The following is a 25728-nucleotide window of genomic DNA, read 5'->3' as shown; positions in this document are numbered from 1 at the left end:
ACTTCCTTAGTTTCCGGTGTTCTCGTGAAGGGACTCGGCATTGTCCTCGAAAGCTTCGAGGGGCGGGCACGAGCACACGAGGTTCCGGTCGCCATGGGCGCCGTCGACACGACGGACCGGCGGGAAGTACTTGTCATGGCGCAGGGACCGCAGCGGGAATGCTGCCTCTTCACGCGAGTAGGCCTGGGCCCAGTCGTCGCTGATGAGTGCCTGCGCGGTGTGCGGCGCCTGGCGGAGCGGGCTCTCCTCGAGCTGCCATTCGCCCGTTGCTACGCGGTCAATCTCCCCCTTGATCTCGATCATCGCGTCCACAAAACGATCGAGCTCTGCGAGGTCCTCTGACTCCGTGGGCTCGACCATGAGCGTGCCGGCAACGGGGAAGCTCAGGGTCGGCGCGTGGAAGCCGTAGTCGATGAGGCGCTTCGCGACGTCTTCTGCGGTGACGCCGGTCTTGGCCGTCAGTTCCCGGAGGTCAAGGATGCACTCGTGCGCAACCAGGCCGTTCTCACCCGAGTAGAGCACCGGGAAGTGTTCGTTCAGGCGGGCGGCAACGTAGTTGGCCGCGAGGAGGGCGGACTTGGTGGCAGCAGTCAGTCCCTCACTGCCCATCAGGGCGATGTAGGCCCAGGAGATGGGGAGCACGCCTGCCGAACCGAACCGTGAGGCGGAGATGGGAACGCCCGCTGCACTTTGCGTGCTGTTCGGGTCTCCGGGCAGGAACGGCACCAGGTGCTCCGCTACGGCTACCGGACCGACGCCCGGTCCCCCGCCTCCATGCGGGATACAGAAGGTCTTGTGCAGGTTGAGGTGGGAGACGTCGCCGCCGAATTCACCGGGCTTGGCAAGACCGACGAGGGCGTTCAGGTTGGCACCGTCGATGTAGACCTGGCCACCGGCGGCGTGCACCTGGTCGCACACCCAGCGCACGTCCTCCTCGAAGACGCCGTGCGTTGAGGGGTAGGTGATCATGATCGCGGACAGGGAATCGCTGTTCGCTTCGATCTTTGCCTGGAGGTCGTCGTGGTCAATGTTGCCGTTCTGCGCTGTCTTGACCACCACCACCTTCATGCCGGCGAGCACAGCGGACGCTGCGTTTGTTCCATGCGCCGACGACGGGATGAGGCAGACGTTACGGGCTTCATCACCGCGAGACAGATGATAGTTCCGGATGGCCAGGAGGCCGGCCAGCTCTCCCTGCGATCCTGCGTTGGGCTGGATGGACACCCCGGCGTAGCCGGTGATCTCTGCGAGGCGCGCTTCGAGGTCACCGATGAGCTCACGCCAGCCTTCGGTCTGGTGCTCCGGCGCGAACGGGTGGATGGTTGCGAACTCGGGCCAGGAGATCGGCTCCATTTCGACCGTCGCGTTCAGCTTCATGGTGCAGGAACCGAGGGGGATCATGGTGCGGTCAAGCGCGAGGTCCCGATCGGAGAGACCGCGCAGGTAGCGCAGCATCTGCGTCTCGGAGCGGTGAAGCGAAAACACCGGGTGGGTCATGTACGACGACGTCCGCTTCAGTTCCGCGGGAATGGTTCCCTCGGCTCCATCCGGAAGGTCCGCGCCGAACACTCCGGCGAGGATCTCGAGGTGTGCATCCGTGGTGGTCTCGTCGCAGGAGATACCGACATGGTCGGTATCGACGAAGCGCAGGTTGATCCCGCGTTCTTCCGCCTTGGTGACGATGTCTTTGGCGCCGCCGTCGACCTTCACGAGGAGGGTGTCGAAGAAGGAGGTGTGAACAGTTCCGGGCAGTGCCCTGGCAAGTTTCGCAGCCTTCCCGTGCACGCGCTCTGCAATTGCCTTCAGCCCGTCAGGTCCGTGGTAGACGCCGTACATGCTCGCGACGATGGCGAGTAGTGCCTGGGCCGTACAGATGTTGGAAGTCGCCTTCTCGCGGCGGATGTGCTGCTCGCGTGTCTGGAGCGCGAGGCGGTACGCGGGAGCGCCGTCGGAATCTTTGGACACGCCGACCAGCCGGCCGGGGAGCATCCGCTCGAGACCCTTGCGGACAGCCATGTACGCGGCATGCGGTCCGCCGAAGAAGAGCGGAACGCCAAAGCGCTGTGCAGAGCCGACGGCGATATCCGCACCCTGCTCACCGGGAGGAGTGATCAAGGTCAGCGCCAGAAGGTCAGCGGCAACCGTCACCAGCGCACCATTGTCGTGCGCCGTGGCGATGATGCCGGTGTGGTCACACAGCGCGCCGGAAGCACCGGGCTGCTGCAGCACCACGCCGTTGATGTCACCGTCAGGAAGACCCTCGGACAGGTCCGCGATCTCCACCTCGAAGCCGAGCGCTTCCGCCCGACCCCTGACAACGGCGATGGTCTGCGGCAGGCAATCCACATCCACCACTGTCCTGCCCTTGTTCTTGCCCGACCGGCGCATGAGCAGGACGGCTTCTGCAACGGCGGACGCTTCATCGAGCAGTGAGGCGTTGGCGATGGGCAGCGCGGTGAGGTCCTGCACCATGGTCTGGAAGTTCAGGAGCGCTTCGAGGCGGCCCTGGGAGATCTCCGGCTGGTAGGGCGTGTACGCGGTGTACCAGGCCGGCGACTCAAGAACGTTACGGCGGATCACCGGTGGTGTCACGGTGTCGTAGTAGCCCTGCCCGATCATCTGGACGGCGGTCTTGTTCTTCGACGCGATGCGGCGCAGTTCGGCCAGAACTTCCGGCTCGCTGAGCGCGGAAGGAAGGTCCAAACCCTCGTCGATGCGGATGCTCGCCGGCACCGCGACATCAACGAGCTTGTCCAGGGAGGGATAGCCGAGAACCTTTAGCATCTGCTCGGCATCATCGGAGCGGGGACCGATGTGTCGGTCGGAGAAGGTTGATTCCGTCAGGTGGGTCATGGGAACTCCGTAGATCAGTGTGCGCGACATGCGCGAACCAGGGTCGAGTTCCTCCCCACTCTGTATTGGACCTGAGAGATTCCGCGAACGCGAGGTTCGCATTGCACCGTCGGTGAGGACAGCCGGGCTCGGCTGTCCTGCTTTCCAGAGTTGCCTTTCCGCTGCGGTGCTGGGCCTGAGAGATTCCTGGGGAGGGTTTGCTCCTACGGCGCCTACCGGTGTGTGAAGTCAACGGCAGAACTCTCCCGCTGCGGGTCAAGGGCGTTATTTACTTGCGATCGTGATCAAGCTTACTCTTGCGCTTCCTGAGCCGGAAATGGTCCGGTCAGGACCAGTTCAACGGCGCATCCCCAACTTCGGCACCGGCAGCCCGAAGACGTCCTTCAACGCCAATCTGGCCGCGTGGTACCCGCCCATTCCGTGAACACCGGGCCCCGGAGGTGTCGACGCAGAGCACAGGTACAGACCGTCAACCGGCATGCGCCATGGGTTCGGTCCGAAGGAGGGGCGCGCGAGCAGTTGCGGGATGGTGACCGCCCCGCCGCTGAAATCCCCGCCCACGTAATTGGCGTTGTACTGTTCCAGATCCGCCGCTGTCATCACGTGCGAACGGACGACGACGTCGCGGAACCCCGGTGCGAAACGTTCGATCTGCCGCACGATGGCCTCAGTCATATCCCGCGTCGATCCGTTGGGGACGTGGCAGTAAGTCCAGAGGATCTGGCGTCCGTGCGGAGCGCGGGTGGAGTCGAATACAGAGGGCTGCGATACCAGGACATAGGGCTTCTTTGGATGTCGGCCGGAAGCGACGTCAGCCTCGGACGCCGCAACCTCCCGGCGGCTGCCGCCTGCATGGACGGTTCCGGCCGATCGTACTTCTTCATTTGCCCATGGCACTGGACCAGAGAGGATGAAGTCGACCTTGCAGGCTCCGTCGCCGTATCGGAAGCCCTCCAGCGCGGAAAGGTAGCGCTGAGGCAGCCGGTCTCGGGCCAGATCGGCCGCAACCCGGGGTGAAACGTCGAGCAGGACCGCGCGTGCGCCGTCGAACTCGCTCACCGATGTGATCGGGCGGCCCGTGTGGATTCTCCCTCCGTGCGCACGGATATCTTCCGCCATGGCATCCACCAGCGCCTGCGACCCACCCACCGGGATCGGCCAACCCACCGTGTGCGCCAACGCACCCAGGGTGAGGCCGGCTCCGGCGGCCGCGAGGGTGGGAAGGGGGGAGACGGCGTGGGCGGCCACGCCGGTGAACAATGCCGCTGCCTCTTCGGTTGAAAAACGTAAGCCCCACAGGGGTGTTCCCTGCTCAAGCGTCGCCCGGCCCAGAAAGGCCGCGGCCACAGGATTCCGTGGAACACGCAGGAACGAATTAAGGCCCGTGTCCACCACGCCCTCTATGTGCTGCACGAGCGGGCGCATCAGACGCCGCCAGGATTGCCCGTCCTTGCCCAGCCCCATGGCGGTGCGTCCGAGGTCCCGGTACGCGAGCCCCGCCCTTCCGCCGTCGAGCGGGTTGGCATATGACAGCGCCGGCACAACGAAGGGAACGCGGTCAGAGAGGGCGAAATCACGGAAGAAGGGCGATGCCAACGCCATCGGGTGCACCGCTGAACAGACATCATGGCGATGATCCGGTTCGAGCAGCTCCATGGAGCGGGAGCCGCCGCCGATAGCATGCTCAGCCTCGAACACCTCGACACTGAGTCCCGCCCGTGCCATCACGACGCCGGCCGCCAGCCCGTTGGGTCCGGCACCGACAATCGCGACGTCAGTCATGGTTAGTTCCTTGCCTCGGAGCGGTCTGTCCGCAGCCTCGACAACGACGCCGCCGCCCCCATCAGCAGCGCGCGACCCTTCGCCGGTGCTGTCCTGCGGAACGTCAGCAGCCCTGCAACTACCCGGTATTTTCCCGGGTTGAGGGGGATGTCGTAGGTGGTGGGAATTTCGACCACGTTCTTCGAGAAATTCCGCTTGAAGGTGGTCACATTAACCAGCTGGGGATAGTTCTCGCTCACGATCCCGGTGAGGCCGCATGCGGTGTTGCCGGCAGCCTTGAGCTGCTTGAACGCCTCCCACAGGAGCAGGTAGGGGGCGAACGTCTTCCGGGCATCGTGCGTGCTGCCCGCGAAGTAATACACCGAGTAGCCACGGTACTCGGTGGTGATCAGCCAACTCACCGCGCGGCCTTCGACGTACGCCACCATGAGGCGCAGATAGTCGCCCAGTTGATCCAGAAGCTTCTCGTAGTATTCAGCACCGAAGCTTGCGAAGCCGTCCCGTTCAGCTGTCTCCTGCAGGATCGGATAAAGGTCCCGCCGGAACACATCGACCCACTCGGGCCGCTCGATAGTCCGTATCTCGACACCCGAACGCTCAGCCCGCCTGATGCTGTTGCGTGCGTTTGGTCGGAAGGACTTGAAGATGGCGTCCTCACTGGGCGTGAGGTCCACCACGATCTCGCGCTCGTACCAGCCGTGCTCGATCGGGCCGTCAGCAGGAGCCTGGGGATGCTTGACCTGCATCCGGACGTAGAGGGGATCGGTATCGACGTCCTCGTCGAACTGCGCCTGGACCGTCCGCATGAGGCGAAGCTCCGCGTCCGGCGAGCGGTCCCCCAACCAGACGGGGCCGTTGATGGCCACCAGGGATTCACGGAATCGCCGCCGCACCCGGAGCAGGCTCATCAACACGGCCGGCGCGCCGTCGTCGTCGTAGTAAGCCCACAGCCCATACGGTTCCCGGCCGAGGCTCCGCTCGAAGTCAGCCCACTGCGGGGTCTGCTCCAGGGGGATGACGACGCCTGGGTGAGCCGATGCAATCGTCTCAAAAGCTTCAGGCGTCAGGCGTTCGCTGCGGAAGACGGAACGTGTCACTGTGGGTCTTTCGGTGCGGGAATCGGCGGGTCCTGAGCGGACGCCCTCAAGCCTACCCGAGCATGGTGAATCCGATCCGAAGCGCCGTCGAAGGGGCCGCCCGCCGGATCGTCGATTCCGAGTGTGCGAACCGGGTCGTATTCGGGTTCAAGTATATGTTGGGCAACTCGGTACATCAGATAGCCGGTGACCAGTAGCCGCGCGAGGACGGCCAATGCCACGTACAGCGGATCGATGTTGTTGGCTACAGCTCCAGCGGAGGCCTCTCGCGCGGCGAACATCCAGTGCGCCCACCAGTGCAGCACCTCCGCCACTTGCCAGACAAGAAGTATTCTCCAGTCGACATAGGAGAGCGCAAGAAAGGGCAGTAGCCAGAGGCTGAGCTCAGGACCATAGTCGGGAATGATGAGCACCAGGGCGCCAATGAGGAGAAATATCACTTGTGGGAGCCGGGGGCGCCGCGGAGCGCGCAGCACCAGCAGCACAATGAGCGCCGCCAGCACTACGAAGCCGACGGATCCTGCCACCCCCACCGCACCGGGCGGCATGGGAGGCAGTCCCAGCCGATCCGCAAGGAGGTTATACGCCCCCCACACGGAGGACGAGATACCCAGGTGCGGGGGGTCGTACTCCCATGGAAGGGCGAGCGCCTGCGAAGGGCCGAATGGGAGAACGGTAATAATCCAGACCGCGGCAAGGGCACCTGCGGTTACCAGCGCTCCCCTGAACCGCCCGGTACGTGCGGCCAGAAGAACCACCGCCGCAAGAACAAGCACAACGTGAACGCTGAATCCGGCACCGAATCCGAGCAGTATTCCTGCCACCGCGTAGTGGTGCCGGGCGAACGCCCTGACAGCCAGGATGCTCAGAAGAACCGACAGCAGCACCCAGCTCGAGGTCGCGGTCAGAACGGCGATCGGCGCAACGGCCACAATCGCTGCATCCCAGGGCCGCCTGCTGGCCAGCCGCATCGTCGCAACAACGGTCCCCAGCCACGCCGCTGCAATCACCACAGCGTTCACATCGAAGTACTGCACCACTGACTGCGACTGCACTATTCCATCCGCAGACGTCGGAACCAGCAGAGCCGTCAGTCCCGCAACCACCCCGACCAGCAATGGGCCATCGAAGGCGGATCCTTCCGCGAACGGAGACAGTCCGCTTCCGATGCCCTGGAACCTGAATGCTTCGGTCCAGTCCGAATAGCAGGCGCGGTAGAACTGTTCCGGACGTGCCCAACCATCCGTTCGGCAGGGCACCTTGACCAACATCGCAAGGAGGGCCGCCGCCGTCGTCATGAGAATGAGAACCCGCTCGACGGTGAAGATTGCCGGCCGTACGCGGCCGGGCGCGGCATGCCTGCCCAGCGGTCCCCCGACGGACTCGGTGAGCTGCCTCAAGAGGGGATCTTTACGGGAGGGCACCGAGATGCTCACTGGGCGGCGCGGGCTCTCCTCGTGCTCCATGTACCGAAGCCTAGCGAACCGCTACGACGACGGCGCCTCCCCGCGATGTGCCGCTTGCCCCGCTCCCATTGGACCAGCGACGGAATGCGCGAGCCACAACGCGTGTTGGCAATAACAAGTAGACTGTGTGAGCTGTGGATTTCGCCGCGGGCAAAGGCAACATAACCTCAGTCTGAGCGGTTCAGAATGCGCGTAAAGAGGAGAACAGTGGGAACTAACCCCATTCGGGTAGCAATTGTCGGTGTCGGAAACTGTGCAGCATCACTTGTACAGGGTGTGCAGTATTACAAGGATGCGGATGCAACGGCCACCATCCCGGGCTTGATGCACGTGGAATTCGGCAAGTACCACGTCGGCGACGTCCAGTTCGTTTCTGCCTTCGATGTTGATGGCAAGAAGGTCGGCCTGGATCTTGCTGATGCGATCGGTGCCAGTGAAAACAACACCATCAAGATCGCGGATGTGCCGGCAACGGGCGTCAAGGTGCAGCGCGGCCACACCCTGGACGGTCTGGGCAAGTACTACCGCGAGACCATCGTGGAGTCCGACGCCGAGCCTGTTGACGTTGTGGCCGAGCTCAAGGCTTCGCAGGTCGACGTCATGGTGTGCTACCTCCCTGTTGGATCCGAAGCGGCTGCGAAGTTCTACGCCCAGTGCGCCATCGATGCCGGTGTCGCATTCGTCAACGCCCTGCCGGTCTTCATCGCCGGCACCAAGGAATGGGCCGACAAGTTCACCGAAGCCGGTGTCCCCATCGTGGGCGATGACATCAAGAGCCAGATCGGCGCAACCATTACGCACCGCGTCATGGCGAAGCTTTTCGAAGACCGTGGAGTGACGCTGGACCGCACATACCAGCTCAACGTCGGCGGCAACATGGACTTCAAGAACATGCTTGAGCGGGATCGCCTCGAGTCCAAGAAGATTTCCAAGACGCAGGCTGTCACCTCCAACGTGGAAGCCGAACTTCACGCCGACGACGTCCACATCGGTCCATCCGATTACGTCGCCTGGCTCGACGACCGCAAGTGGGCTTTCGTCCGGCTTGAAGGTCGCAACTTCGGAGACGCTCCGGTGTCGCTCGAGTACAAGCTGGAAGTTTGGGATTCCCCGAACTCGGCCGGCGTGATCATCGATGCAATCCGCGCAGCGAAGATTGCCGCAGACCGCGGGATCGGCGGCCCCATCCTGTCGGCGTCGAGCTACTTTATGAAGTCGCCGCCGGAGCAGTACAACGATGACATCGCCCGCGAGAAGGTTGAAGCCTTCATCCGCGGCGAGGTTGAGCGCTAAACGACGCTCCTTCGACGAAACGCTCCCGGTCATGCCGGGAGCGTTTCGTGTTCACAGGAGGATTTGGCTAGTGCGGCCCGCGATGCGTGAGAGATTGTTGACATGAGCAATCGCTCGGGGCGTCTGCTGCCCATACTTCCCGGCCTCGCATTCTGCCTTGCCGCTGCTGCCCTGTCGTGGCTAGGAAGCAACGTGATCCCGGGTGCCAGCCCCCTCCTGATAGCCATCCTGCTCGGCGCAGTACTGGGCAATGTCCTACCCATGCCGGCGATCTTCTTCCAGGGAATCGCCGTAAGCGCCAAACACCTTCTGCGGGGCGGAATCGTGCTGCTGGGACTCCAGCTACCGTTCTCGGCGGTTCTCGGGCTTGGCCCGGGTGTGCTGTTGATCGTTCTCGCATCGGTTGGGGTGACCTTCGCAGCTACCGTCTGGTTCGGCAAGCTTCTGGGGATCGCGCCTTCCCAGCGCCTACTGATCGCGTCCGGATTCTCAATCTGCGGCGCGGCCGCCGTAGCGGCGACGGAGAGCGCGGCCGGAGCCCGCAAAACAGACGTCGCGACCGCCATCGGGCTCGTAGTACTCTTCGGGACCCTCATGATCCCCGCCGTCCCCTTCCTCGGGGAACTTCTGGGACTATCCGACAGGGCTCTCGGGATCTGGATAGGTGCGTCGACCCACGAGGTAGCGCAGGTAGTCGCAGCGGGCGAAGCTGTTGGCGGCACGGCACTGGCCGTAGCCGTCACGGTCAAGCTCGCCCGGGTGCTGACGCTGGCCCCGATCATCGCCGGACTCACGATGTACCAGCGCCGGACGGACCCGCGGACCGGTGCTTCGCTGCCGCCCGTAGTCCCCCTGTTCATACTGGGATTTGTCGGGGCGATGCTAGTGCGCAGCGTCAGCGCCCTTCCTCCAGGTGCTCTGGAACTGGCGCAGCTTGTGCAGACGTTCATGCTTGCCGCAGCGATGTTCGCGCTCGGTCTCGGCGTGCACTTGCGGAGCCTGCTGCGAGTGGGCCACCGACCGGTTCTGCTTGGCCTGCTCGCGACCGGGGTCATCCTTGCGGTATCTCTGACCGGTACCGTAGTGGTGGCGGCGCCGCGACCCTGAACAGCCCGCGTAGGGTCATGTGGATTCCCCACCGCCGAGACGCTGAATGCTGCGCGACGCCTGGGCCAGTGCCACCAGACTCAGCAGCAACTTGCCATAGGCACGCACACCCACCGCCACGGCGAGCACCGTCCTGTCCCGGGACTTCTCGTCGAACACCACTCCCAGGTCCTGCTTGGCCACCTGATCTGCCGCGCGTGCGTAACCCAGTACGACGTCGGCGCTCACCGACAGTCCCATCGCCTCCATTTCGCGAAGCGTTCCATTGAGCACCGCGCGTGCGTCAGTTGGTACGTCCGGCCAGGAATATGCGTCCAGCAGTTCCCTGACGAGCGGAAGATCGGGCAGGGTCTGCGGCGGTGCTCCCAATACCATTGCCTGGGTCCTGCCGAGCAGTTCGAGCCGGGTGACGGCAGGATCGTCGATCAGCCCGATCAGGGACCGGATTTGGTCAATCCGAAGCCCCACGACCGATCGAAGCCCAGTGATCAACTCAAGACGTTCGGTGTGCCTGGGCCCATACTCGGCTCGGGTGGGATGAATCTCGTCTCCGCGGGGCAGGAGGCCTTCACGGAGGTAGAACTTGATGCTTGCCGCGCTGACACCCGTTGCGGCGCTCAATTCCTTCAGCTGCATCGGGTGCTCCTCATCGGATAGTAGATCGGCAGCAACTATCCAGATATACATCCATAGGATAGTGTGTCTATCTTATAGGCATGGACTGGAGCCCGCTGATAACCGCCCACGTGATCGCGGCGCTTTACGTACTGGTGCTCGGGCCGATCAATATCTTCCGGCGACGCCGCGACCGGACACATCGAATCATCGGATATACGTGGGTAGCCTCGATGTACTTCGTCTGCATCAGCAGCTTCTGGATCGTCTCCGACGGGCAGTTCAGCTGGCTACACGGCCTCTCTGCGTTCACCATCGTCACCGTGACGCTCGGTCTGGTATCCGCCATCCGCCACAACATCGTGGCCCACCGGGCGAACATGATCGGCAGCTATATCGGGATCGCTGTTGCCTTCGTCTTCGCGGCCACCGTGCCCGGGCGCGCGATACCACTGCTATTGGCTGATGACCCGGCCACCGCGGTCGTCGTCGCTGCCCTGATCCTCCTGACCGCGGGCGCCCTGTATCTCGCAGTCCGACCTCGGTCAAAGGCACCGAAGGTCCTCGTTCGGCCACGTAAGACGCCGGCATAGGCACTTCCCGTCCATTGTCACCGGCGGGCGAATGAAGTGGCCTACACCGGGTGTTTGAGCGACTCCAGTGCAACGAACTCGGTCTGAAGGAACGGGATTGCCGCCGCGAGCCCTGCGCCCGTGCCCGCCGCCGGCTGGTTGCCGTGAGTGATGATGATGTCACCCTGTTGAGCCCTGACCACTTCCTCCGTGACCGCCTGCGCCGAAAGCGTCGCTCCCGCATCGCCGTTGATGCTGAATCCGGTCGGAGTCTGGCCGAGGGCAAGGCAGATCTGGGAGGCTACGTCGTCCAAATGGGCGGTCCCGGACCGAAAGAAGCGCGGCGGCTTGCCGGCGAGTTCGGAGATTACCTCGGTGTTCTGCATGATCTCGTCGTATACCTCGCCCGGTCCGGTTGTACCGGGTATGCCGTAGGCGCTCTGTCCGTTCACGCTCAACGGAAGATGTTGCGTGCCATGGTTGGCGATTTCGAACAGCGGATCACCCGCCAGCTCCTTCGCCAGACCCGGGTTACCGGCAATCCACCGAGCGTTGAGGAACAGTGTGGCTGGTACCTGGTGTTGGCGCAGGAAATCCAGGATCGTATGGTCTGTCTGGCTTCCTCCCGGCCCTCCGCAGTAATCGAGGGTCAGAGCAGCGCCTCCGGCAGTTGTGGGCAGACGACTGGCCACTCCGGGGACATCCAGCCCCCAGTGGTGGGGAGCGAGACCTGAGAAAGTAGAGATGATCTCGTCCCGTGTAGGCAGCGCCGGCTCCGGCGGCGGACTCGTGAGTGTGGGTCGTGGTGTCGGTGACGGCGCCGTAGAGGGCGTCAGTGCGGGGGACGTGCTCTCGGTCGGCAGGGTCTGCGGCGCCTTTGCCGCACATCCCGCCAGCGTCATACCAAGACCGGCCAGAATGAAGGCTCGGCGGCCCGCGTCGAACGGCATAGGACTCCTTCAGGCTGGGTGATCCTCGTCAGTGTAGGCATTGACCATCTCCGCAGCGATGTATGACGTCACCCACTGAAGTGTGTCGCCCCGGGGCGTCTGTTGGAAGGACGTTCACGACGTTACTGCTGGACCACCGCCTGACGGGCCGTCACAAAGGCCGAAACACACGCCTCAACATCCTCGGCGCTGTGTGCGGCCGAAAGCTGGACGCGAATACGCGCCGCGCCCCTGGGTACCACCGGGTAGCTGAACGCGACCACGTAGACACCATGCTCCAGCATGTTGTCGGCCACCCGGGCGGCCACAGCCGCGTCACCGAACATGACCGGGATGATGGGATGCTCGCCCTCCAGCAGGTCGAAGCCCTCCTCGGTCATCCGCCTCCGGAACAGCGCCGCGTTCTCGCTCAGCCGCGCGCGAAGATCCGCGCTGTTTTGCACCAGGTCCAGCGCCGTCAGAGTGGCTGCGACAATCGACGGGGCGAGCGAGTTGGAGAACAGGTACGGCCGCGCTCGCTGCCGGAGCAGTTCAACGATCTCGCGGCGTCCGGACACATAGCCGCCCGATGCTCCACCGAGGGCTTTACCGAAGGTACCGGTATAGATGTCGACACGATCGGATACACCGGCATGCTCCGGTGTTCCGGCGCCGGTGGTGCCCATGAATCCGACGGCGTGTGAGTCGTCCACCATCACCATGGCGTCGTACCGCTCTGCCAGGTCGCAGATCTCCTGCAGCGGAGCAAGGTAACCGTCCATCGAGAAGACACCGTCGGTGACGACGAGCCGGCGGCGGGCGCCGGAGGCTTCCTGCAGCTTCGCTTCCAGATCCGCCATATCGCGGTTCGCGTAGCGGAACCGCTGCGCCTTGCTCAGCCGGATCCCGTCGATGATTGAGGCGTGGTTCAGGGCATCGGAGATCACGGCGTCGTCAGTGCCCAGCAGTGATTCGAACACTCCGCCGTTCGCATCAAAGCAGGAACTGAAGAGAATGGTGTCATCGGTCCCGAGGAACCGGGAGACCCGCTGTTCGAGCGCCAGGTGCAGGTCCTGGGTTCCACAGATGAAACGCACCGACGCCATGCCGAAGCCGCGGTCGTCGAGCGCGCCTTTCGCGGATTCGATGATCGAGGGGTGATCGGCAAGGCCGAGGTAGTTGTTGGCGCAAAAGTTTAGAACCCGCGCTCCTTCACCGTTCCCGAGGGCGGCTCGGATCGCGCTGGACTGCGGAGACGAGATGGTCCTTTCCCGCTTGTACAGACCGGCATCCCGAATCTCCTGCAGCTCTGACTGCAACTGATCCTTGACTGAAGCAAACATTCCCAACTCCCTAAATTGACGACCAGTCGAGTACGACTTTGCCGCTGCGCCCATTGCGCGCGATCGTGAAACCTTTCTGCCAGTCCGACGCCGGCAGCACGTCCGTCACTACACTCGCCACAGCATCACGCAGCCGATGATTCGACTGCAGCATGGCGCTCATCGCATACCAGGTTTCGAACATCTCCCGCCCGTACACGCCCTTCAGGGTGAGCATGTGCGTGACGACCTTCCCCCAGTCGATGGTGATGTCCTGCGCGGGCAGCCCAAGCATCGCAATCCGGCCGCCGTGGTTCATGTTGTCGATCATCTCGGGCAATGCAGTGGGGTGTCCGGACATCTCAAGCCCGACGTCGAAGCCTTCCACCATGTGCAGTTCCCGCTGCGCCTCTGTGATCCTCATCCTGCTCACATCGACGGCGAGATCGACCCCAATGGATCTGGCGAGATCAAGGCGCGGCTCAGAGACGTCCGTGATCGCGATATTGCGGGCACCCGCATGACGGGCTACGGCAATGGCCATCAGCCCGATGGGTCCTGCGCCGGTGATGAGAATGTCCTCGCCGACCAGGGGGAAGCTCAACGCGGTGTGAACAGCGTTCCCAAACGGGTCGAAAACCGCACCCAACTCGGGCGTCACGCCGTCGTGGTGCACCCAGACGTTGGTTTCGGGAAGGACCACGAATTCAGCAAAGGCGCCGTCACGCTGCACACCGACGCTGACGGTCCTGATACACATCTGACGGCGTCCGGCCCGGCAGTTGCGGCAGATACCGCACACAATGTGGCCCTCACCGGATACCCGGTCTCCCACCCGCACATCGTGGACACCGTCACCAAGCTCAACCACCTCGCCGTAAAACTCATGACCCGGAATCAGCGGTGCCCGGATGATCCCAGCCGCCCACGCGTCCCATGACTCGATGTGAAGGTCTGTTCCGCAGATTCCCGTGGTCAGCACGCGGATCTTCACCTCCCCGATACCGGGGACGGGCTCCGGTCTGTCGACGAGGTCAAAACCGGCCTGGGAACCGGCTTTATAGAGCGCCTTCACTCAAAGTCCTTTCGTCAGGTTCGCGCGGTGAGGTACCGACGGGATGGAGCCGGAGACGGTGTTACTCAGAACAGACCTACTGCGCCGCCGTCGTCGTCGACGTCCATGCGCAGGGCGCCCGGCTCCCTGGGCAGTCCGGGCATGGTCATGACGGCGCCCGTGAGGGCCACGATGAACCCGGCGCCGGTCTTCGGCATCAGGTCGCGCACATGGAGAGTGAAGCCCTCGGGCGCACCCAGCAGAGTGGCGTCATCGGAGAAGGAGTACTGCGTCTTCGCCATGCAGACCGGCAGCCGGTCCCACCCGTTGGCGCGGATCTCCGCCAGGCGGCGCAACGCTGCAGGAGCGAATTCGACGTCACAGGCTCCGTAGATTTCCTGGGCCACCGTGCGGATCTTCTGGTCCACCGGAAGGTCCAGAGGATACAGGTGACGGAACGACCGGGGGGCCTCCAGGGCCTCCAGGACTTTCGCGGCGAGCTCATCTCCGCCGGGACCGCCGCCGCCCTCACCCCAGATGTCCGCAACGGCAGCACTGATACCTTTGCCGGCACACCACTGCAACAGCCAGGCCAGTTCCTCATCGGAGTCCGTAGCGAACTTGTTGATCGCCACCACGGGCGTGATTCCGAACTTCAGCACGTTCGTCACATGCCGCTGCAGGTTGACCACTCCGCGCTCAAGCGCCGGGACATTCGGCGCCCGTAGATCATCCTTCGCCACGCCTCCGTGCATCTTCAGCGCGCGGATGGTCGCCACAAGTACGACGGCGTCCGGCGCCACATCCGCCGACCTCGCCTTGATATCCATGAACTTCTCAGCGCCAAGGTCAGCACCGAACCCGGCCTCAGTTACGACAACGTCCGCCATCTCCCGGGCTGTCCGGGTGGCAATGACCGAGTTGCAGCCGTGCGCAATGTTGGCGAACGGCCCACCGTGTACCAGCGCGGGCGTGCCGGCAATTGTTTGCACTAGGTTTGGTTTGATCGCGTCTTTCAGCAGGAGCGCCAGGGCACCCTCAACCCCGAGGTCCGCCACGGTCACGGGTTTCCTGTCATACGTGTAGCCGACAGTCATCGCGGCGAGCCGTCGCTTCAGGTCGGCAAGGTCGGTCGCGAGACAGAACACTGCCATGACCTCGGAGGCCACCGTGATGTCGAACCCGTCCTGGCGCGGGATCCCCTGCGCGGGACCCCCGAGTCCGATGACCACCTCCCGCAGCGCGCGGTCGTTGACATCGAGCACGCGTTTGAACGTGATTCTGCGGGGATCGATATTGAGGGGATTGCCCTGGTAGATCGAGTTGTCCACCAGAGCCATCAGGGTGTTGTTGGCACTGGTGATTGCGTGAAAGTCGCCGGTGAAGTGGAGGTTAATGTCCTCCATCGGCAGGACCTGCGAGTAGCCGCCCCCGGTGGCGCCGCCCTTCATACCCATCACCGGACCCAGGGAAGGTTCACGGAGCGCGACCATCACGCGTTGACCTGCCCTCGCCAGGGAGTCAGCTAGTCCCACCGTGCAGGTGGACTTGCCCTCCCCGGCTGGCGTGGGGCTCATGGCGCTCACCAGCACCACCCTTCCCGGCGCCTTGCCCGGGACGCGAGGTAATCGCGCGGGATCGATCTTTGCCTTGTACCGCCCGTACAACTCCAAGGCCTCAGCAGGAATACCCGCCGTCGCTGCAATGTCCTCGATGGGGCGCATGCGGGCGGCTCGTGCAATGTCGAGGTCGGACACTGGGGCGTGGATAGACGTCATCGTCTGAATCCTTCCGGGGTGCTGGCAGGACTATGGGCGGCTCGGGTGTGAGCTCACGACCAATCTACCAGCGGGGCGAGCGACGGTTATGCCGCGCATCACATGCGTTCGTCGCCATCAGTCAGGACAGTCCCGCCCGCTCGAGAATGTATCGGGTCATCGGCTCATAGAGCCCTGGACACAGATTGTCGTCCAGGGGAACCGCAACCTCGAGCTGTCCCTGCGCTTCGGAGACAAACAGGCCGGGATCGTTGCAGTCGGCGAACCCCAGGGTCGGTATTCCTTCGGACGCGGCATGTCCGGCCCAGCCGTGATCGGCCACCACCAGCTGTGGCGGCAGCGCACCCTGCGAGGCCAACAATTCGAGGCTGAGCCTCATCGGCTCCGGGTAATGGGTGTGGACGAGTCCGCCGTACTGGTGCCATGCCAGGACACCGAAGAGCTGCCGAATGTCACCGTCTCGGAACGGTTGGCCTTCCGGCACCTGCACCACTGTTGCTCCGCCCCGCTCAGCGGCGGAAGCGAGCGCAGCATGAACGGGCAGCAGGCCGGCGGGATGGCCGGTAGCGAACAGGATGCGGTCCTTCGCGCGAACAGCATCCCCCAACCGGTCCGCGAAACGGTCGAGCGCCGCAACGCACTTACCGGCGTCGATGGTGTCCTGACCCTCGAGCAGCGCAGGGTCGGCGCTGGTGCCGACGCGCTCGTGCATCAGGTCGAACACCTCGTCGAACGTCCACTCACGTGTGAGCCGCACGCCGAACTCGAGGTGCTCATTGCCCTCAAGGAACAGCCGCATGTGCCGCAGGTTGTCCTGTCGGGGCGTGGCAACCTTACCGGTGATACCTACAGAGTCGAGATAACTGGCGAGTTCTTCGGCGGCATTCACCACTCCATCGTAGGCACACCGGGCGCACGTGGGCTGCCTTTGCGGTTCAGAGGGCGGGAGCGGCCTCATACTGCTCGACGGCGGTGCGGTAACTCTGCGCTGTGAACAGTGCTGTGCGCTGCCACCCGAAAGCAAGCGCATGTACCGCAGCGTGGGCGCCGAGCGTGCGGCGCATGTCGCCGCCGTCGTGCAGGACCTCCAGGGCGGCTGACCACAAGGCAACACCGTGACCATCCACCAGGATGCCGGTGCGTCCATCGCTGATGGCCTGGGGCAGCCCGCCCACGTTGGCTGCGAGCACGGGTGTACCGCAGGCCTGGGCTTCCAGGGCAACCAGACCAAAGGACTCGCTGTAGGAGGGCATGGCCACGACATCGGCTGCACGGAACCAGTGCGCAAGCTGGGCGGGCAGGACGGGAGGGTAGAGCCTGACGACGTCGTGCAGTCCAAGCCGGTCGATCAGCGGCTGGAGTTCCAGCGCCTCCGGCCCGCTGCCTGAGCCGATAATGCTGACCTGCAGCGGAATGTCAGGGCGCCTGGCGAGCAGATCCGCGGCAGCCTCCACGAGCAGGTGCGGACCTTTCAGTTTCTGAATCCTGCCGGCGAAGACCACGTGGAACGCCTCGGCCGGGAACTGGAGACGCTCCCGGGAAGCGGGGCGATGCAGTGCGTGGAAGACATCGAGGTCGACGCCCGGAGCGACTATATCGACCTTTTCGGCGGCGGCTCCGTAGAGTAACTCGAGTTCGGCAGCCTCCGTACTCGTGTTGGCGATGAGGCGGTCGGCGCCGTCGACGATGGAGTGCTCACCGGCGATACGGGACTCGGGTTCCATCACGCCGCCGGCATGGAGCCTGAGGTTCTTTACCTTTGCCATGGTGTGCATCGAGTGCACCAGCGGCAACTTGAGTGATTTCGCAACGGTAAGGCCCACTATCCCGGACACCCAATAGTGCGAGTGGATAACGTCGAAATGCCCGTCGGCAAGGAGGTCCGTGGCGTCCGCTATAGCGTCCGCGAGGTCATCGGATAGCTGGGGCAGCACTTCTTTGGGCACCCGTCGGGTAGGCCCGGCAATGAGGTGGCGCACCAGGACACCCGGGCCAAGTTCCTCAATGTGGGGCTGCCCGTCGGCGGCTGCACGCGTGAAGATTTCGACGTTGATGCCGACCTTCGCAAGTTCGAGCGCCACTGACCGGACATAGACATTCATCCCGCCGGCGTCTCCGCCACCGGGCTGGTCGAAGGGCGATGTGTGAAGCGACAGCATCGCAACGCGCTTCACGGGGGCCACGCACCCTCCCTTCACTGTCGCTTAAGGGCACACCTGCTCTTGCCCGCTAACCATCTTTGACCATATAACGCGCACAACAGCCGCTACATTCCGTGACAGGTGCGGTGAATTGGGGCTGCTGCTCCGTTAAAGGCGGAAGCCCGCGCTGGGAAGCGCGGGCTTCTCCTGGAATGGGATCGATGACTTGCATCGGACCCTCCTTCGCGGATCGACAGGAAGCAGCTACACAGCCGCATGGACGCTGCTACTTGATGAACAGGTGATGCTGTGGCAGGGCGTAGGACTGGGCGTTGTCCCAGGCGCTATCGACCGACAATTCCTGTATTCGCTTCCAGAAGGAAACACTTTCGCGGAGTTTCTTGATCATGAGGTACACCTCCTTTCGCTGCATGAAGTCGGGCATCACCGCTGCAGAATCGATCGCTTCAGGGCTGGGATCGCCTGCCCTGCCGTCGAGGCGGGTGAGATTGCCTGACATGATGAATTCCCCCTGAGAACGCGGCTGTTCGTCGACCTGGGTCGCGGTGCGTTCTGTGGAAATGGGGACAGATAGGACCTGAGAAGCAGGCATGGATATCTCCTGGAATTGTGGTGCATGAAGTGGAAATGGCGCGTAAAAGCACATCCCCTAAAGGGGGCACGAAAAAGAGAGGCGGACTACGCCTGGCACACAAGTAGTGAAAGAAACTTCTCGCAGAAGTAATTAGGAGAGAAGTGCCAGTTTCAGCAGGAAATTAGTGCGCAGCGACGGCGGAGGCTGGGCGGGTTCGCGCGGCCATCATGCCGCCGAGAAAGTTAATCACCGAATCCCACCTCCACTTCTATCTAGCGCTTACCTGGACTGTGCATAAACCGGAAGATTGAGATCTCCCAATGGCACTTCTCAAAGCTACCGCAAAGGAAGGCCCTTCGCCTAGCTCTTTCTGGGAATTATCTGAAATCTTTTTGGCGAGAAAATTGCGGGGCGATTACGCTGTCAAAGGCCGGGCTTCCCTTGGCACCCCGAGCCGCTCAGGAGGAGACGGCGTGCTTCCTACTCAGGCGCTGCGCGATCCACTGTAAGTCGACGGCTTTCAAGCCAGCCCATAGCGCAATCAGCGATCCGGTGAGCTCCAAACCCTCTTCAAGCATGGCGACGAACTGGTACAGCAATCGACTCCCGGGCGCCGCGAGATTGTCAGAGAAGTTCACGATGATTCCACCCAGCAGTTCGAACCCGACAGCCCCCAGGAGAAAAACAGCCCCCGCAACGATGAGCCGACGGCGCAGCGTGGCATCTATTCGCCGGGCAAGCAGCAGAAGGATCACACCCGCGGTGACTGCGAAAGGGATGCCAATGATGAGCCAACTGAATGTAAATGGCAGGGACAACCCCATCAACCGGGCGGCGATCGCAAACTTCTCATGAAACAGGGTGGCTTCGTCGATTGACATGCCGGCTGCCACCACCGCGAAACAGAAGTAGGGGATGGAACTTTCACCGTTTGACCGGCGAATCAACGCCAGAGTCGCAAAAACCACACCTACCGCTGCAAGCAAGAGCACGGAGTACCAGGTCCACACACTGTCTTCCCTGGACGCGTAAGTCATGTCGCGGATCATGAAAAAGGCCGCGGAGATGCGTCCCCCACCTTCAAAGACAGGCGAGAAAGCATCAATAATCGCCCCTACCGCCAGCAGGGCGGCGCCGGCCCACCCGAGCGTCGAAATCAGCTTTCCCACTACGATTGCCATACCTCCTGAGACCTTCACAAGACGGCGCCGCCGAATAATCAACCGGTTCCCGGTATCTCGTGATGAAGATCGATCCTAGTGGGCCATTATGAGAGTGATATGAGAGTTCCGGACGGGCGTAAGGAAGCACCGGTGAAGCTGGAGCGCCTTCGCGAGGTGGATGCGCTGCGCAGCTTCGCGCTTGGCGGCATCCTCATGGTCAACATCTGGTACTTCGCCGACCCGTTCACCCTCGCCGGCGAAATCAGCCCCGCCCACGACTCTCCTGCCGATGTGACGGTTCGGTTCACCGTCGCAGCGCTGTTCGAAGCAAAGTTCTATCTGCTCTTTTCTTTCCTGTTCGGATACAGCTTCGTCTTGCAGTGGCAAGCGGCCGTTGCTGCGTCCGCCTCCCCGGTTCAGCGGATGTCGCGCCGATTGACCGCCTTGCTTGTCCTCGGTTTGCTGCACGGGACTTTTCTGTTCTTCGGAGACATCCTGCTCACGTACGCGCTGATGGGCTTCATTCTGCTGGCGACGTACTCCATCCGGACATCCACAGCCGCCATCGCGGGCAGTGCCCTGATCGGAATCGTCGGATCGGCCATTCTGGTGGTGGGACTTTTCGTCGCCGTAGCCTCGGTAGGCCTCCCGCCGGTGGGTTTCGATGTCGACGCAGACGCGCTCGTGCAGAGCCCAGGCTCCGCATTCTTCGCCAACGTCGACAATCTCCTGAACAACGTTGCCGGAGTCGTGCTGTTCCAGGGCCCCCTCTCCCTGGCGATGTTCTACCTCGGTCTCGCAGCCGGAAGGGTTGGACTCCTCTCAGGGCAGCTTTCCCGCCGCGCTCTCACGACGACGGCGTCAGTAGCCCTCCCGGTTGGCCTCACCGCCGGGGCGATCCAGGCCTACCTCACCAACTATGTGGACGCTGAGCAGTTCAGCGTTCTAGCGGTCGGGATTTCGACGCTCACCGCGCCCTTGCTGACGGCCGGATATGTCAGCCTCCTCCTGCTGTTCTTCCGCACGACGACGGGAGGCAGGTTCCGTGACTTCCTCGCCCCCGCCGGCCGCATCGCGCTCACCAACTACCTGATGCAATCGCTGATCATGGCCTTCCTCTTCACGGCCTACGGGCTGCGTCTATCGGACCAGCTGCCCGCCGCCGCGGTCGCAGGCATCGCCGTCGTTATTTATGCAGCCCAGCTGGTTTTCAGCCGGATCCTGCTCTCACGGGTCTCAATGGGTCCGATGGAGTGGCTGATGCGCCGCATCACTTACGGCGCGCGCAGGGCACAGGCTGTGCGAAATTAGATGTTCCAACGCAGGATGGCCGGCGTGTGCTTGTCCCAGCCGAGGGCGCAGACCGCAGCGGTACCGAGGATGAAGCGCCGTCCTTCAACGGCGTCGAACTCCAGCCAGCGCGCGGTGAGAATGCGAAGAAAGTGCCCGTGCGCGACCAGAAGTGCGTTGCGGACGGGAACGGCGTTCGGATCCTGATCCGCGGGCGTTCCGCAGCCCGCCTGGACGCGGGAGATGATTCTGTCGGCGCGAGCTCCCACCTCGGCGAGCGTCTCGCCGTTCGGCGCGCCGTCCTTCCAGATGAGGTACCCGGGATTCTCCTCGCGCACCTTCACGCTGTTGCGGCCTTCGTTGTCGCCGTAGTCCCATTCATGAGCGTGCGGCAGTACTTCCGCGTTCGGGAAGCCCGCCAGCTCTGCTGTCCGCCGGGCACGCTGCAGCGGCGACGTGAAGACCACGTCGAAGTCGACGCCGGTCAGCCGGCCGGCGGCGTCGCGGGCCTGCTGCTCCCCGCCCTCGGTCAGCGGAAGGTCCGTGAGTCCCGTGTAGTTGCCGTCCCGCGACCACTCGGTCTCGCCGTGTCGCAGGAGCCAAAGGTTCGGCAGCGGCGTGCCGGCGGGCGTGAGGTCGGCGGCAGCGGCGCCCGGCTGGCTCACGACTCATCCCCGGCGGCTTCGGGCTGGCTGGACCACCAGGTGCGCAGTTTCGCCTCAGCCTCGTCCGGGGTGTGCGGGCCGTGCTCCATTCGCTCCTCCAGCAGGTAGCGGTAGGCCCGCCCCACGACGGGACCCGGCCGGATGCCTAAAAGGGCCATGATCTGTTCTCCGTCCAGGTCTGGCCGTATGGCCGCCAGTTCTTCCTGCTCGGCGAGCGCAGCAATGCGTCCCTCGAGGTCGTCATACGCGAACGCGAGCCGCTCAGCCTTTCGGCGGTTGCGGGTTGTCACGTCCGAGCGCGTCAGCCGGTGCAGCCGCTCAAGGTGGGGGCCGGCGTCGGAGACGTAGCGGCGGACCGCTGAGTCAGTCCAGCCCGCCTCGCCATATCCGTAGAACCTCATGTGCAATTCCACGAGGCGGGCCACAGCCTTGATCGTGTCGTTGTCGAAGCGAAGCGCCTTCATCCGCTTCGCCGTCAGCTTCGCTCCGACGACGTCGTGGTGGCGGAAGCTCACCGCGCCTGACGATTCGAAGCGCCGCGTAGCCGGCTTGCCGACGTCGTGCATCAGTGCAGCGAACCGCAGCACGAAGTCGGGAGCCGGCACCGCACCGTCATCGTCGGTTTCCAGCTCACAGGCCTGCTCCAGCACGGTCAGGGAGTGCTGGTAGACGTCCTTGTGCCTGTGGTGCTCGTCCATCTCGAGGCGAAGCGCGGGCACCTCCGGCAGAACGTGGTCGGCCAGCCCGGTGGACACCATGATGTCGATCCCGCGGCGGGGGTGCGCCCCGTTGATCAGCTTCGTCAGCTCGTCACGCACCCGCTCCGCGGAAATGATGGTGATGCGCTCGGCCATTGCCGTCATGGCTCCACGCACCTCCGGAGCAACTTCCACTCCCAGCTGGGATGCGAACCTCGCCGCGCGCATCATCCGAAGCGGATCATCAGAGAACGACGACGACGGCGCACCCGGGGTGCGCAGCAGGCCGGCGTGGAGGTCCTTGACGCCGCCGTAGGGGTCCACGAGTTCCAACGAGGGAAGCCGGAGCGCCATGGCGTTGATCGTGAAGTCCCGGCGGAGAAGGTCATCCTCCAGGTTCGTACCGAACGCCACCACGGGTTTGCGGGAGGATGGATCGTAGGCTTCCGCCCGGTAGGTGGTGACCTCGATCGTGAACGAGTCCTTGCGAAGGCCGATCGTGCCGAATTCCCGGCCGATCTCCCAGAAAGCGTCAGCCCAGCGGCGAATGACAGCGATGGTCTGGTCCGGGTCGGCGTCCGTTGTGAAATCCAGGTCCGGCGAGGAGCGGCCAAGGAAAAGGTCGCGGACTGGGCCGCCCACCAGAGAGAGTTCGTGGCCGGCGTCGGCGAAGAGACGACCGAGCTCGGTGACCACCGCCGGAAGCGGGGCGGTCAGCGGGGAGTTTTCCAACAGGTGCACCATAGTGGTTTAAGCGTGCCAGAGATCAGCCCAAACACCATTACGGGGAAGCAAGGATGGGCATCCGTCCCCAATCGTCGGCTCGCGCACGGCAACACGCCGCACGTTCCGCGCCGCGGCGTCCGCCCCGGGCGTCACGTCATCATCGCCCCGCAAAGGTCGTTAGAGTGGGGACATGGACCGACCCGTTCCCAGCGCCCCCAAGCGCACCCCATTGACAGCGTCAATGGGCCGGACGAGCGCGCCTATGATCCACCAGACGCTTCCGACAGTGGAGGAAGTATCGGCCGGCGGAATCGTCGTCGACACGTCAACCGACCTGCTCAATGTCGCGATCATCGCCCGTCTGAACCGGGGTGGACGCCTCGAGTGGTGCCTGCCCAAGGGGCACCCGGAAAACCAGGAGAACAACGAGCAGGCAGCGGTGCGTGAGATCGAAGAGGAAACAGGCATTCGCGGCCGTGTCCTTGCAGCGCTGGGCAGCATCGACTACTGGTTCACCGTCAGCGGGCACCGCGTTCACAAGACGGTTCATCACTTCCTGCTGGTCTCGACCGGTGGCCACCTCACCATCGAGAACGATCCCGATCATGAGGCCGTGGATGTGGCGTGGGTTCCCCTCGCGGATCTTGGCCGCAAGCTCTCGTTCCCGAATGAGCGCCGGATCGCCGACCTTGCCCGAGAGGTGCTTCCGCAGTACCTGTAAGTGGGTTGCCTCCCGGGCAGCGACGGCGGGTGACCGGCGTGGGAGCGTATTGGTGAGACGATGAGTAACGATGTCTGATACCAACACCGCCTCAATACCCGTCCAGGATGCGGGCGTGGTTCCCAGCCGCCGTCCCACCCCGGCGGGCGAAGTTCCGCCCACCGATTCAACCGCACGCTCCAGCGCAATCATGGCTGCAGGCACGCTGGTGTCGCGCATACTCGGCCTCGTCCGGGTGGCCCTCCTCGCAACGGCGATCGGCACAGCCGGTGCGGTGTCGGACCTCTTTCCCGCGGCCAACAACCTGCCGACCTATATCTTCCTGATGATCGCAGGCGGTGTGTTCAATGCGGTGCTGGTGCCGCAGATCATCCGTGCCAGCCAGCAGGAGGACCGTGGAGCGGACTTCGTAAGCCGGCTCATGACGCTCTCGGTCATCGTCCTGTTCGTCCTGACGGTACTCATCACACTGGCGGCGCCCTTCCTCGCGGATCTGCTGACGAATGTATCCGGGGATGCGCTGGCCTTGACGACGGTCTTTGCCTACTGGTGTCTGCCACAAATTTTCTTCTACGGCCTGTACTCGATCATCGGACAGGTCCTCAACGCCAACGGATCCTTCGGTCCCTACATGTGGGCTCCTGTGGTGAACAACATCGTCTCCATCGGGTTCCTCATCGCCTTCATCACCCTGATGGGCGCTGAACGGACTACGGGCCACACCCCGGACACGTGGACGCCCACGCATACCCTGCTCCTCGCGGGAGGAACCACCCTCGGAATCATCGTCCAGGCGCTCGTGCTCATCGTGCCGCTGCGCCGCCTGCGCCTCGGCCTCCGGCCCAGGTTCAGGTGGCGCGGTGTCGGGCTGGGGAAAACCGGCCGCCTGGCTTCCATCACCATCGTGACGATGCTGATCGGCAACGGCCTGTACATGGTCAACCAGTGGGTTGCGACCATCGCTACCGAGGCACGAACCGACCTCCCCGACGACACCTACATCGCCGGCCTCACCAACCTGGATATCGGTTCGCTTGTCTACGTCCTGCCGCATTCGGTGATCGCTCTTTCCCTGGCCACCGTCATGTTCAACCGCCTCGCCGCCGCGCATGCCGAGAACGATCTGCAAACCACGAAGGAAACTCTGTCGCTTGGCCTGCGGACCATCGGCGTTGCGACTGTCTTCGGTGCCGCAGCCCTTCTGGCACTGGCAGCGCCCCTCGGCATGGTCTTCTCCGGTGGCATCCGCGAAGGCGGTGCCCTCAACGCCTTGATCATCACCCTTCTTGCCGTTGGTGCACCCTTCCTCAGTGCCAACTTCTTCATGAACCGGGTGTTCTACGCAGCTGAAGATGCGATCACCCCGCTCAAGGTCCAGCTCATTCTCTCTGTGGCAGGGGTAGCCCTGGCTCTCACGGCGAGCCTGTTCGAACCGGCCCTGATCGTCCCGATGCTTGCCCTGAGCTTCACGGTCGGCAACATCATCGCCGTCATCGTCAGTCATTTTTTCCTTGTGCGGCAGATCGGGAGCTACGGGGCCGGACACATCTACGACGTCCACGTGCGGCTTAGCATCGCCGGGCTGGTATCAGCCGCTGTCGGCGCCGGCATCCTCTGGCTCTTCGGTGGCTACCAGCCCAATGGATTCGTGTGGCAGTCTGTCGGCAGTGCCGCCGTCGTACTTCTGGTGGCAGGTCCCCTGATGGTGGCCGTATACGTAGCCATGCTGAAGGTCCTGCGAGTCACAGAGCTGAGTGACTTCCTTGCTCCGCTCCTGTCTCGCTTCAAACGGCGCTAGGGGGCGACACCGGGGCATAGACGCAAATTGGCCCGGGAGTCACCGGTAGCATTGGTACAAAGT

The 25728-nt window shown here is 63.5% G+C and carries 21 protein-coding genes and 2 riboswitches; of the genes, 6 read left to right on the top strand and 15 right to left on the bottom strand.

Annotated elements, in window-relative coordinates:
* Window positions 1-6: 6 nt before the first annotated feature.
* The 4 genes from gcvP to AC5RU3_RS09685 form a co-directional block, all read right to left on the bottom strand.
* Complete coding sequence (gene gcvP, locus AC5RU3_RS09700; RefSeq protein ID WP_493965390.1) at window positions 7-2853, bottom strand: aminomethyl-transferring glycine dehydrogenase; 2847 nt, start codon at window positions 2851-2853, stop codon at window positions 7-9.
* A gap of 50 nt (window positions 2854-2903) precedes the next feature.
* Window positions 2904-3006, bottom strand: a riboswitch (glycine riboswitch).
* 1 nt (window position 3007) lies between these two features.
* Window positions 3008-3111: riboswitch (glycine riboswitch) on the bottom strand.
* Between the two features lie 78 nt (window positions 3112-3189).
* Window positions 3190-4635: a phytoene desaturase family protein gene (locus AC5RU3_RS09695; protein WP_493965389.1), complete on the bottom strand. Its 1446-nt coding sequence runs from the start codon at window positions 4633-4635 to the stop codon at window positions 3190-3192.
* A 2-nt stretch (window positions 4636-4637) separates the two neighbouring features.
* Entirely contained in the window at window positions 4638-5732 is a 1095-nt protein-coding gene (locus AC5RU3_RS09690; RefSeq protein ID WP_309070351.1) for a lipid II:glycine glycyltransferase FemX, read from the bottom strand.
* On the bottom strand, window positions 5729-7198 hold the full coding sequence (locus tag AC5RU3_RS09685) for a hypothetical protein (RefSeq protein WP_493965388.1): 1470 nt from the start codon (window positions 7196-7198) through the stop codon (window positions 5729-5731). Before AC5RU3_RS09685 ends, AC5RU3_RS09690 begins: the two co-directional genes overlap by 4 nt.
* A 207-nt stretch (window positions 7199-7405) precedes the next feature.
* On the opposite strand from AC5RU3_RS09685, the gene AC5RU3_RS09680 reads away from it, so the two are divergent.
* Together AC5RU3_RS09680 and AC5RU3_RS09675 are read left to right on the top strand one after the other, a co-directional pair.
* Complete coding sequence (locus tag AC5RU3_RS09680) at window positions 7406-8491, top strand: inositol-3-phosphate synthase (RefSeq protein WP_309070349.1); 1086 nt, start codon at window positions 7406-7408, stop codon at window positions 8489-8491.
* A 102-nt stretch (window positions 8492-8593) separates the two neighbouring features.
* A complete protein-coding gene (locus AC5RU3_RS09675) occupies window positions 8594-9598 on the top strand; it encodes a YeiH family protein (RefSeq protein ID WP_493965387.1) in 1005 nt (334 codons plus the stop codon).
* A 15-nt stretch (window positions 9599-9613) separates the two neighbouring features.
* Here AC5RU3_RS09675 and AC5RU3_RS09670 read toward each other — a convergent pair whose 3' ends face one another.
* Window positions 9614-10285: a MerR family transcriptional regulator gene (locus AC5RU3_RS09670; protein WP_493965386.1), complete on the bottom strand. Its 672-nt coding sequence runs from the start codon at window positions 10283-10285 to the stop codon at window positions 9614-9616.
* Between the two features lie 29 nt (window positions 10286-10314).
* Between AC5RU3_RS09670 and AC5RU3_RS09665 the strand changes: the two genes are divergently transcribed.
* Window positions 10315-10806 (top strand): DUF2306 domain-containing protein, encoded by a 492-nt coding sequence (locus AC5RU3_RS09665; protein WP_493965385.1) that lies wholly within the window; start codon window positions 10315-10317, stop codon window positions 10804-10806.
* 41 nt (window positions 10807-10847) lie between these two features.
* Here AC5RU3_RS09665 and AC5RU3_RS09660 read toward each other — a convergent pair whose 3' ends face one another.
* The 8 genes from AC5RU3_RS09660 to AC5RU3_RS09625 form a co-directional block, all read right to left on the bottom strand.
* Window positions 10848-11735 carry a polysaccharide deacetylase family protein gene (locus tag AC5RU3_RS09660; RefSeq protein WP_493965384.1) on the bottom strand — a complete coding sequence of 296 codons (888 nt, stop codon included), beginning with the start codon at window positions 11733-11735 and terminating at the stop codon, window positions 10848-10850.
* A 122-nt stretch (window positions 11736-11857) separates the two neighbouring features.
* Window positions 11858-13057, bottom strand: coding sequence for a glycine C-acetyltransferase (locus AC5RU3_RS09655; RefSeq protein ID WP_493965383.1), 1200 nt, complete (start codon window positions 13055-13057; stop codon window positions 11858-11860).
* A gap of 10 nt (window positions 13058-13067) precedes the next feature.
* Entirely contained in the window at window positions 13068-14111 is a 1044-nt protein-coding gene (tdh, locus tag AC5RU3_RS09650) for an L-threonine 3-dehydrogenase (protein WP_309123991.1), read from the bottom strand.
* Window positions 14112-14176: 65 nt separating this feature from the next.
* Window positions 14177-15868 carry a formate--tetrahydrofolate ligase gene (locus tag AC5RU3_RS09645; RefSeq protein ID WP_493965382.1) on the bottom strand — a complete coding sequence of 564 codons (1692 nt, stop codon included), beginning with the start codon at window positions 15866-15868 and terminating at the stop codon, window positions 14177-14179.
* Between the two features lie 121 nt (window positions 15869-15989).
* Entirely contained in the window at window positions 15990-16757 is a 768-nt protein-coding gene (locus AC5RU3_RS09640) for a phosphatase (RefSeq protein ID WP_493965381.1), read from the bottom strand.
* Window positions 16758-16803: 46 nt separating this feature from the next.
* Complete coding sequence (gene mshA / locus AC5RU3_RS09635; RefSeq protein ID WP_493965380.1) at window positions 16804-18051, bottom strand: D-inositol-3-phosphate glycosyltransferase; 1248 nt, start codon at window positions 18049-18051, stop codon at window positions 16804-16806.
* Window positions 18052-18295: 244 nt separating this feature from the next.
* Window positions 18296-18622: a hypothetical protein gene (locus AC5RU3_RS09630; protein ID WP_309070339.1), complete on the bottom strand. Its 327-nt coding sequence runs from the start codon at window positions 18620-18622 to the stop codon at window positions 18296-18298.
* A 440-nt stretch (window positions 18623-19062) separates the two neighbouring features.
* Window positions 19063-19785 (bottom strand): DUF8692 domain-containing protein, encoded by a 723-nt coding sequence (locus AC5RU3_RS09625; RefSeq protein ID WP_493965379.1) that lies wholly within the window; start codon window positions 19783-19785, stop codon window positions 19063-19065.
* A 132-nt stretch (window positions 19786-19917) separates the two neighbouring features.
* Here AC5RU3_RS09625 and AC5RU3_RS09620 point away from each other — a divergent pair, with 132 nt between their 5' ends.
* Window positions 19918-21078, top strand: a complete 1161-nt coding sequence (locus tag AC5RU3_RS09620; protein WP_493965378.1) for a DUF418 domain-containing protein — start codon at window positions 19918-19920, stop codon at window positions 21076-21078.
* On the opposite strand, the gene AC5RU3_RS09615 is transcribed toward AC5RU3_RS09620, so the two are convergent.
* Both AC5RU3_RS09615 and AC5RU3_RS09610 read right to left on the bottom strand, forming a co-directional pair.
* Window positions 21075-21722, bottom strand: a complete 648-nt coding sequence (locus tag AC5RU3_RS09615) for a histidine phosphatase family protein (RefSeq protein ID WP_309070336.1) — start codon at window positions 21720-21722, stop codon at window positions 21075-21077. The genes AC5RU3_RS09620 and AC5RU3_RS09615 overlap by 4 nt on opposite strands.
* Entirely contained in the window at window positions 21719-23164 is a 1446-nt protein-coding gene (locus tag AC5RU3_RS09610) for a CCA tRNA nucleotidyltransferase (protein ID WP_309123995.1), read from the bottom strand. Before AC5RU3_RS09610 ends, AC5RU3_RS09615 begins: the two co-directional genes overlap by 4 nt.
* Window positions 23165-23387: 223 nt before the next feature.
* Between AC5RU3_RS09610 and AC5RU3_RS09605 the strand changes: the two genes are divergently transcribed.
* Both AC5RU3_RS09605 and murJ read left to right on the top strand, forming a co-directional pair.
* Entirely contained in the window at window positions 23388-23867 is a 480-nt protein-coding gene (locus tag AC5RU3_RS09605; protein WP_309070384.1) for an NUDIX hydrolase, read from the top strand.
* Window positions 23868-23937: 70 nt separating this feature from the next.
* Window positions 23938-25665 (top strand): murein biosynthesis integral membrane protein MurJ, encoded by a 1728-nt coding sequence (gene murJ, locus AC5RU3_RS09600; protein WP_493965377.1) that lies wholly within the window; start codon window positions 23938-23940, stop codon window positions 25663-25665.
* Window positions 25666-25728: the final 63 nt, after the last annotated feature.

The organism is Arthrobacter sp. MDB1-55, assembly GCF_059092925.1.
The sequence above is the reverse complement of the archived record's forward strand: the minus strand, read 5'-3'. Positions and strand labels throughout refer to the sequence as shown.

Bases quoted from the DNA above. Each gene is read 5' to 3' on its own strand.
- gcvP (WP_493965390.1), bottom strand. From the start codon at position 2,853: ATGACCCACCTGACGGAATCAACCTTCTCCGACCGACACATCGGTCCC.
- AC5RU3_RS09695 (WP_493965389.1), bottom strand. From the start codon at position 4,635: ATGACTGACGTCGCGATTGTCGGTGCCGGACCCAACGGGCTGGCGGCC.
- AC5RU3_RS09685 (WP_493965388.1), bottom strand. From the start codon at position 7,198: ATGGAGCACGAGGAGAGCCCGCGCCGCCCAGTGAGCATCTCGGTGCCC.
- AC5RU3_RS09675 (WP_493965387.1), top strand. From the start codon at position 8,594: ATGAGCAATCGCTCGGGGCGTCTGCTGCCCATACTTCCCGGCCTCGCA.
- AC5RU3_RS09670 (WP_493965386.1), bottom strand. From the start codon at position 10,285: ATGTATATCTGGATAGTTGCTGCCGATCTACTATCCGATGAGGAGCAC.
- AC5RU3_RS09665 (WP_493965385.1), top strand. From the start codon at position 10,315: ATGGACTGGAGCCCGCTGATAACCGCCCACGTGATCGCGGCGCTTTAC.
- AC5RU3_RS09660 (WP_493965384.1), bottom strand. From the start codon at position 11,735: ATGCCGTTCGACGCGGGCCGCCGAGCCTTCATTCTGGCCGGTCTTGGT.
- AC5RU3_RS09655 (WP_493965383.1), bottom strand. From the start codon at position 13,057: ATGTTTGCTTCAGTCAAGGATCAGTTGCAGTCAGAGCTGCAGGAGATT.
- AC5RU3_RS09645 (WP_493965382.1), bottom strand. From the start codon at position 15,868: ATGACGTCTATCCACGCCCCAGTGTCCGACCTCGACATTGCACGAGCC.
- AC5RU3_RS09630 (WP_309070339.1), bottom strand. From the start codon at position 18,622: ATGCCTGCTTCTCAGGTCCTATCTGTCCCCATTTCCACAGAACGCACC.
- AC5RU3_RS09625 (WP_493965379.1), bottom strand. From the start codon at position 19,785: ATGGCAATCGTAGTGGGAAAGCTGATTTCGACGCTCGGGTGGGCCGGC.
- AC5RU3_RS09610 (WP_309123995.1), bottom strand. From the start codon at position 23,164: ATGGTGCACCTGTTGGAAAACTCCCCGCTGACCGCCCCGCTTCCGGCG.
- AC5RU3_RS09605 (WP_309070384.1), top strand. From the start codon at position 23,388: ATGGGCCGGACGAGCGCGCCTATGATCCACCAGACGCTTCCGACAGTG.
- murJ (WP_493965377.1), top strand. From the start codon at position 23,938: ATGTCTGATACCAACACCGCCTCAATACCCGTCCAGGATGCGGGCGTG.